General features: G+C 77.6%; 1 protein-coding gene. It reads left to right on the top strand.

The features are described 5' to 3' along the window. Positions 1–19: 19 nt before the first annotated feature. On the top strand, positions 20–9,272 hold a 9,253-nt coding region (locus ACFVXK_RS34000), incomplete at its 3' end, for a type I polyketide synthase (RefSeq protein WP_389619679.1).

The raw sequence follows: 9,272 nt of genomic DNA, 5'->3' as shown, positions 1-9,272 counted from the left end.
ATGCAAAAGGTGACCCCAGGTGACTGACCTTCAGGCGAACAACAACGAGGAAAAGCTCCGCTACTTCCTCAAGCGGGTGTCCGCGGACCTCCACGACGCCCGCGAGCGGCTGCGCGACCTCGACGAGGCCCGGCACGAACCGATCGCCGTCGTCGCGACGAGCTGCCGCTTCCCCGGCGGGATCACCACCCCCGAGGAACTCTGGCGGTTCCTGGCCGAGGACGGCGACGCCATCACCGCCTTCCCCACGGACCGGGGCTGGGACCTGGAAGCGCTCTACGACCCCGACCCGGACACCCGGGGCACCAGCCACGTCCGCGAGGGCGGTTTCCTCGACGGCACGGGCCTCTTCGACGCCGGCCTCTTCGAGATCTCGCCCCGCGAGGCCCTCACCATGGACCCCCAGCAGCGGCTCCTCCTGGAATCCTGCTGGGAGACCTTCGAACGGGCCGGCATCGACCCCACGTCCCTCAAGGGCAGCCGGACCGGCGTGTTCACCGGCGTGATGTACCACGACCACTCCGCCCTGCTCCAGCAGGCCGTCGAGGACGTCGACGGCCACATCGGCACCGGCAGCGCCGCGAGCGTGGTCTCCGGCCGGGTGTCCTACACCTTCGGCCTCGAAGGCCCCGCCGTCACCGTCGACACCGCCTGCTCCTCCTCCCTCGTCGCCCTGCACCTGGCGGTCCGGGCCCTGCGCCAGGGCGAATGCGACCTGGCCCTCGCCGGCGGCGTGACCACCATGCTCACCCCCACCTCCTTCGTGGACTTCAGCCGCCAGCGCGGCCTCGCCGCCGACGGCCGGTGCAAGCCCTTCGCGGCCGCCGCCGACGGCACCGGCTGGGGCGAGGGCCTCGGCATGCTCCTGGTGGAACGCCTCTCCGACGCCCGCCGCAACGGCCACCCGGTCCTCGCCGTCGTCCGCGGCTCCGCCGTCAACCAGGACGGCGCCTCGAACGGCCTCACCGCCCCCAACGGCCCCGCCCAGCAGCGCGTCATCCGCCAGGCCCTCGCCGACGCCCGGCTGACCCCCGCCGACGTCGACGCCGTGGAGGCCCACGGAACGGGCACCACGCTCGGCGACCCCATCGAGGCCCAGGCCCTCCTCGCCACCTACGGCCAGGGCCGCCCGGCCGAGCGGCCCCTGTGGCTCGGCTCCCTCAAGTCGAACATCGGCCACACCCAGGCCGCCGCCGGCGTCGGCGGAGTGATCAAGATGGTCGAGGCCATGCGCCACGGCCTGCTCCCCAGGACCCTGCACGTGGACGCCCCGTCCCCGCACGTCGACTGGTCCTCGGGTGCCGTACGCCTGCTCACCGAACCCGTCCCGTGGACGGAGGGCGAACGGCCCCGCCGGGCCGCCGTCTCCTCGTTCGGGTTCAGCGGCACCAACGCCCACGTCGTCCTGGAGGAACCGCCGCACGAGCAGCCCGCCCCCGCGCCGCAAGCGCCGCCGGCCGACGGGCCCGGGTACACCCCCGTGCTGCTGTCCGGGAAGACCGGGGCCGCCCTGCGCGGGCAGGCCGCCCGCCTCCTGCGCCACACCGCCGACCACCCCGGGCACACACTCGCCGACCTCGGGCTGGCCACGGCCACCACCCGGGCCGCACTGGACCACCGCGCCGCGATCGTGGCCGCGGACCCCGCAGGACTGCGCCGGGCCCTGGACCTGCTGGCCCGCGGCGAGACCCCCGCCGACACCCCGGACACCAGCACCGCCACGGGCACGGTCCTGCCCCGCGGCCGCACCGCGTTCCTCTTCTCCGGCCAGGGCAGCCAGCGCCCCGGCATGGGGCGCGAACTGTACGCCGCGTTCCCCGTGTTCGCCGAGGCCTTCGACGCCGTCTGCGCCGCCCTGGACCCGCACCTCGAACACCCCCTCAAGGAGACGGTGTTCGCCGCCGCCCCCGGCGCGCTCGACCGGACGGCCGCCGCCCAGCCGGCCCTCTTCGCCCTCCAGGTCGCGCTGTTCCGGCTGGTGGAGTCCTGGGGCGTCCGCCCGGACCTGCTGGCCGGGCACTCGGTGGGCGAGCTCGCCGCCGCCCACGTCGCCGGGGTCTTCACCCTCCAGGACGCGGCCCGGCTGGTCGCCGCCCGGGCCCGGCTCATGCAGGCCCTGCCCGCCGGCGGGGTGATGACCGCCGTGGAGGCCTCCGAGCAGGAGGTACGGGAACTGCTGGCTGACGGGTACGCGGACCGGGCGGACGTCGCCGCCGTCAACGGGCCCTCGTCCGTGGTGGTCTCGGGCACCGCGCAGGCCGTCGCCGCGGTCGTCGCACCCCTCGTCGCCCGGGGCCGCAAGAGCCGGGAACTGCCGGTCTCCCACGCCTTCCACTCCCCGCTCGTGGAACCGATGCTGGACGGGTTCCGCCGGGCCTTCGACGGCGTGTCCCCCGCCGCCCCGGCCCTGCCCGTCGTCTCCACCCTGACCGGCCGCCCCGTGCCCGCCGAGGAACTGTGCTCCGCCGGGTACTGGGTGCGGCACGCCCGCGAGGCCGTGCGCTTCGCCGACGCCGTCGCCTCCCTGGCCGCCGAAGGCGCGGGCACCTTCCTGGAGATCGGCCCCGGCGGCGTCCTGACCGCCCTGGCCGCGGACCTCCTCGACCAGGACGCCGTCGTGGTCCCCGCCCTGCGCGCCGACCGGCCCGAGACCCTGGCCGTCACCGCCGCCCTCGCCCGCCTCCACGTCCACGGCACCCCCGTCGACTGGCCGGCCGTCTTCGCGGGCCGCGGCGCCCGCCCCGTGGAACTGCCCACCTACGCCTTCCAGCGCGAGGAGTACCGGCTCGAGACCCGGCCCGCCACCGGCGACCTCTCCGGCGCCGGCCTGAGCCCCGCCGACCACCCCCTCCTCGGCGCCGTCCTCACCCTGACCGACGGCGAGGGCCTCCTGCTCACCGGCCGCGTCTCGCTCGCCACCCACCCCTGGCTCGCCGACCACCGCGTCCTGGGCACCCCCCTGCTGCCGGGCACCGCCCTGGTCGAACTGGCCGTCCGCGCCGGGGACCAGGCCGGCTGCGGCCGGATCGAGCACCTCACCCTGGAGGCACCGCTCCCGCTGCCCCCGCAGGGCGGCGTGCGGCTCCAGGCCGTCGTGGACGCCGCCGACGCCCAGGGCCGGCGCGCCGTACGGATCTACTCCCAGCCCGACGAGACCCTCGCCGCCGACGCCTGGACCCGCCACGCCTCCGGCCTGCTCGCCGCCGCCCCCGCGGCCCTCCCGGACGCCTCCGCGCTCACCGCCTGGCCCCCGGCCGACGCCGAACCCGCCGACCCTGGGGCCCTCTACGACCGCATGACCGCCCTCGGCCTGGAGTACGGGCCCCTCTTCCGGGGCGTCCGCGCGGGCTGGCGGCGCGGCGCGGAACTCTTCGCCGAGATCGCCCTTCCCGACGGCACCGCCACCACCGGCTTCGGACTGCACCCCGCCCTCTTCGACGCCGCCCTCCACACCGCCGCCCTCGGCGACACCGGCCCGCACGACGGACCCCGCATCCCCTTCGAATGGAACGGGGTCACCCTGTACGCGACCGGGGCCGGCACGCTCAGGCTCCGCCTGGCACCCGCACCGGACGCGGAGGGCGCCGTCACCCTGCTCCTCGCGGACGCCACGGGGCGCCCCGTGCTCTCCGTGGACTCCCTCGTGCTGCGCCCCGTGGCGGCCGGGCAGCTGGCCGCCGCGGCGGGCACCGGCGGCGCGGGGCTGTTCCGGACGCGGTGGACCCCCGCCGCGGAGGGCGCCGAGCCCACCCCGGTCACCCTGCTCGACTCGCTCGCCGTCCTGCGCGCCGGGGACGCGCCGGTACCGGCCGTGGTGGCCGTGGCCGTCACGGCGCCGGCCGAGGGCGACGTCCCCCGGGCCGGCCGGCCCGCCGGGGCCGCCGGGGCCGCCCTCGCCCTCGTCCAGGAGTGGCTCGCGGACGCCCGCTCCACCGACTCCCGGCTGCTGGTCCTCACCCGGGGCGCCGTCCCCACCGGCCCGGCGGAGGACGCCGACCCCGCCCAGGCCGCCGTCTGGGGGCTCGTCCGCTCGGCGCAGTCCGAGAACCCGGGCCGCTTCCTCCTCGTCGACACGGAACCCGGCGCGGACCCGGACCCCGCCCTGCTCGCCGCCGCTGCCGCCACGGGCGAACCGCAGCTGGCCCTGCGCGCGGGGACCCTCCTCGCGCCCCGCCTGGTACGCGCCGACGCCCCGGCGCAGGAGAGCCCCGCCCCGGCGTTCCCCCCGCACGGCACCGTCCTGGTCACCGGCGCCTCCGGCACGCTCGGCCGCCTGGTCGCCCGCCACCTCGTCACCCGGCACGGCGTCCGCAGGCTCCTCCTGGTCAGCCGCCGCGGCCCCGACGCGCCCGGCGCGCGGGAGCTCGCGGCCGAACTCACCGCCCACGGAGCCGTGGTGTCCACCGCTGCCTGCGACGTCGCCGACCGGCCGGCGCTCGCCGCCCTGCTGGCGGACCTCCCCGCCGCCCACCCGCTGACCGCCGTCGTCCACGCGGCGGGCGTCACCGACGACGGCGTGCTGCCGGCCCTCACCCCGCAGCGGATCCGGCGCGTGTTCGCCCCCAAGGTCGAGGGCGCGCTCCACCTCCACGACCTCACCCGCGACCTGGACCTCTCCGCCTTCGTCCTGTTCTCCTCGGCCGCCGGCGTCTTCGGCAACCCCGGCCAGGCCAACTACGCCGCCGCCAACGCCGCCCTGGACGCCCTCGCCCAGCACCGCCGCGCGGCCGGCCTGCCCGCGCTCTCCCTGGCCTGGGGCCTGTGGGCGAGCAGCAGCACCCTCACCGCGGCCCTCGCCGAGGCCGACCAGCGCCGCATCGGCCGCTCCGGACTCCTCGCCCTGGAGACGGACGAGGGCCTCGCGCTCCTCGACCGGGCACTGGAAGCCGCCCACCCCCTCCTCGTACCCGTCCGCTGGGACCTGCCCGTCCTGCGCGAGCAGGCCCGTACGGGCACCCTGCCCGCCCTGCTGCGCACCCTGGTCCCCGCCCCCGCACGCCGCACCGGGGCCGCCACGGGCGCCGCGCCCGACAGCGTCCGCAGCGCGCTGGCCCACCGGCTGGACGCCCTCCCCGAAGCCGGTCGCACCGCCCTGCTGTCGGACCTCGTCCGCACCCACGCGGCCGCCGTACTGGGCCACGGCCGCCCCGAATCCGTCCGGCCCGGCCAGGCCTTCCGCGAGCTCGGCTTCGACTCGCTGACCGCCGTCGAACTCCGCAACCGCCTCGCCTCCGCGACCGGCGTGCGCCTCCCCGCCGGCCTGGTCTTCGACCACCCCACCCCCGACGACGACGCCCGCCACCACCACCACAGGATCACCGACGCCCCCCGGCCTGCGGCCACCGGCCGCCCGGCCGCCACCGGGACGGCCACCGACGAACCCGTGGCCATCGTCGCCATGGGCTGCCGCTACCCCGGCGGGGTGCGGTCCCCCGAAGACCTGTGGCGGCTGCTCACCGCGGGCACCGACGCCATCGGCGGCTTCCCCGAGGACCGCGGCTGGGACCTCGACCTGCTCTCCGCGAGCGGCGGCGCCACCGGATCCAGCAGCACCCTGCGGGGCGGATTCCTCTACGACGCCGGCGACTTCGACGCCGCCTTCTTCGGCATCTCCCCCCGCGAGGCCCTCGCGATGGACCCCCAGCAGCGGCTGCTGCTGGAAACCTCCTGGGAGGTCTTCGAACGCGCCGGCATCGACCCGGCCACCCTGCGCGGCTCCCGCACCGGGGTGTTCACCGGCGTCATGTACCACGACTACGCCTCCTCCCTCCAGACGGTGCCCGAAGGGGTCGAGGGCTTCCTCGGCACCGGCAACTCGGGCAGCGTCATCTCGGGCCGGCTCTCCTACACCTTCGGCCTGGAGGGCCCCGCCGTCACCGTCGACACGGCCTGCTCCTCCTCCCTCGTCGCCCTGCACCTGGCCGTCCAGGCCCTGCGCCAGGGCGAGTGCCGGCTGGCCCTGGCGGGCGGCGTCACCGTGATGGCCGGGCCCGGCGCCTTCGTGGAGTTCAGCCGCCAGCGCGGGCTGGCCGCCGACGGCCGCTGCAAGGCCTTCTCCGCCGCCGCCGACGGCACCGGCTGGGCGGAAGGCGTGGGCGTACTGCTGGTGGAACGGCTCTCGGACGCCCTGCGCGACGGACACCCCGTCCTCGCCGTCGTCCGGGGGAGCGCGGTCAACCAGGACGGCGCCTCCAACGGCCTGACCGCCCCCAACGGGCCGGCGCAGGAACGCGTCATCGAGCAGGCCCTGGCGAACGCCCGGCTCGCGACGGCGGACGTGGACGCGGTGGAGGCGCACGGCACGGGCACCCGGCTCGGCGACCCGATCGAGGCCCAGGCCCTCCTCGCGACCTACGGGCAGGACCGGCCGGACGACCGGCCGCTGTGGCTGGGCTCCCTGAAGTCCAACATCGGGCACACCCAGGCCGCCGCCGGCGTCGGCGGGGTCATCAAGATGGTCGAGGCGCTCCGCCACGGCGTCCTGCCCCCGACCCTGCACGCCGACGAGCCCTCCCCGCACGTCGACTGGAGCTCCGGCGCCGTCCGCCTCCTCACCGCCCCCGTCGCGTGGACGGACGGCCCGCGTCCGCGGAGGGCGGCCGTCTCCTCGTTCGGCTTCAGCGGCACCAACGCCCACGTCATCCTGGAACAGGCCCCGGAACAGGCCCCGGAAGGGACCCCGGAACCGGCCGGCCGGCCCGGCCCCGCCGCACCCTTCGCGGCGCCGGCGCCGTGGCTGCTGTCCGCCAAGACCCCGGAGGCCCTGCGCGCCCAGGCCCGCGCCCTCCTGCCGTACGCCCAGGACCCCGACCGGGCGCCGGTGGACGTGGCCTGGTCCCTGGCCACCGGCCGCGCCGCCCTGGACCACCGGGCGGCCGTGCTCGCACCGGACCCGGCCGGACGGCTGGAGGCCCTGACCGCCCTGGCCGACGGCACGCCCTCGCGCGCACTGGTCCGGGCCGAGGCCGCCCCCGGCAAGCACGCCTTCCTCTTCTCCGGGCAGGGCAGCCAGCGCCTCGGTACGGGCCGCGAACTGCACGCCGCCTTCCCGGTGTTCGCCGAGGCCTTCGACGCGGTGTGCGCGGCGCTGGACCCGCACCTCGAACTCCCGCTGCGGGAGGTGGTGTTCGGCGAGGACGCGGAACTGCTGAACGAGACGCGCCACGCCCAGCCGGCGTTGTTCGCCCTCGAGGTGGCGCTGTTCCGGCTGGTGGAGTCCTGGGGCCTGCGTCCGGACTACCTGGCCGGGCACTCGGTCGGGGAGTTCGCGGCGGCGCACGTCGCGGGCGTGTTCTCGCTGGAGGACGCGGCGAAGCTGGTGGCCGCCCGTGGCCGGCTGATGCAGGCGCTCCCGTCCGGTGGGGCGATGGTGGCCGTCGAGGCCTCGGAGGAGGAGGTGCGGGCCCTGCTGCCCGGGTTCGAGGACCGGGCCGCGATCGCCGCCGTCAACGGGCCCTCCTCGGTGGTGCTTTCGGGCGCCGCGGACGCGGTCGCGGAGCTGGCCGGGAAGCTGGCGGCGGAGGGCCGCAGGACCAAGGCGCTGACCGTCTCCCACGCCTTCCACTCCCCGCTGATGGACCCCGTGCTGGACGCCTTCCGCGCCGTGGCCGAGTCGGTCACCTTCGGCGTCCCCCGCCTGCCGGTCGTCTCCACCCTCACCGGTGCGGCCGTCCCCGCCGAGGAGTTCGGTTCGGCCGCGTACTGGGTCCGACACGTCCGTGAGGCCGTCCGCTTCGCCGACGCCCTCGCCACCCTGGCCGCCGAAGGGGTCCGCACCTTCCTGGAGGTCGGCCCCGGAGGCGTGCTGACCGCCCTCGCCCAGGAGGCCGGGGACGAGGAAGCGGTGGCGGTGGCCCTGCTGCGCGACGACCGGGCCGAGGCCCCGGCCGTCGCCGCCGCCCTGGCCCGGCTCCACGTCCACGGCACGCCCGTCGACTGGGACGCCTTCCTCGCCGGCCGCGGCGCCCGCCGTACCGATCTGCCGACCTACCCCTTCCAGCGCACCCGCCACTGGCTCGCGGCGGCCCCCGCCCCCGGTGACGTCGGCGCCGCCGGGCTGGCCGAGGCGGACCACCGGCTGCTCGGCGCGGCCGTGCCGCTCGCCGACGGCGAGGGACTCGTCCTGACCGGCCGGCTCTCCCTCGCCACCCACCCCTGGCTCGGCGACCACGCCGTCCTGGGCGCCGTCCTCCTCCCCGGCACCGCCTTCGTGGACCTCGCCCTGCACGCCGCCCGCGCCGAGGGCGTCGGCTGCGACCGGCTGGACGAGCTGACGCTCGGGGTGCCCCTCGTCGTCCCCGAGGACGGCGCCGTCCAGCTCCAGGTCCGGGTCGGCGGCCCCGACGCCGACGGCCGCCGCGCCCTGGAGATCCACTCGCGGGTCCAGGGCGCGCCCGCCGACGAGCCGTGGACCGGCCACGCGACGGGCACCCTGTCCGCCGCCCCGGCCCCCGACGGCGGGGACGTCCCGGCCGAGTGGCCCCCGGCGGGGGCGGTCCCCCTCGCCGAAGGGTCCCCGGACGCCCTGTACGAGCGGATGGCCGGCCTGGGGCTGGACTACGGTCCGCTGTTCCGGGGCGTGCGCGCCGCCTGGAGCCGGGACGGGGAGGTCTTCGCCGAACTGGCCCTGCCCGAGGGGACCGACGTCTCCGGATTCGGGCTGCACCCGGCCCTGCTCGACGCGGCCCTGCACGCCGTCGCCCTCGACGAGGGCCTGCTCGGCGCGGAGTCGGCTGCCGGCGCCGGCCGGGCCCGGGTCCCCTTCTCGTGGACCGGGGTCGGCGTCACCGCCGCCCCGTCCGCGGGCCCCACCGCCCTGCGGGTCCGGCTGGCCCCCGCGGGCCCGGACGCCGTGTCCCTGCTGGCCGCCGACCCAGGCGGCCGGACCGTGGCCCGCGTCGACTCCCTGGTCCTGCGGCCGGTATCCGCCGAGCAGCTCGCCGCCGCACGGGCCGGACGCTTCCGCGACGCCCTCTTCCGCGTCGACTGGACGCAGGCGCCCCCGGCCGGGATCCCGCCCCTGACTCCGGCCGACGGGCACGTCGTCCTCCTCGACGCCGAGCTCCCGGACCGCCCGGCCGACGCCCCCGCCGCCGTCCGGTACGCGACGGCCCGCGCGCTGGCCCTCGTACAGCGGTGGCTGGCGGCGGACGCGGCGGGGGAGCAGGAGCCGTCGAAGCTGGTCCTCGTCACCCGCGACGCGGTCCCCGCGGGCGCCGGGGACGCGGCCCGGGTGGACCCGGCCCACGCCGCCGTGTGGGGCCTGGTCCGGT

Origin of the sequence: Streptomyces sp. NPDC058157, from assembly GCF_042884105.1 — a bacterium.
Lineage (GTDB): Bacteria > Actinomycetota > Actinomycetes > Streptomycetales > Streptomycetaceae > Streptomyces.
Note: the sequence above shows the minus strand (reverse complement) of the source record. Positions and strands in the feature narration are given on the sequence as shown.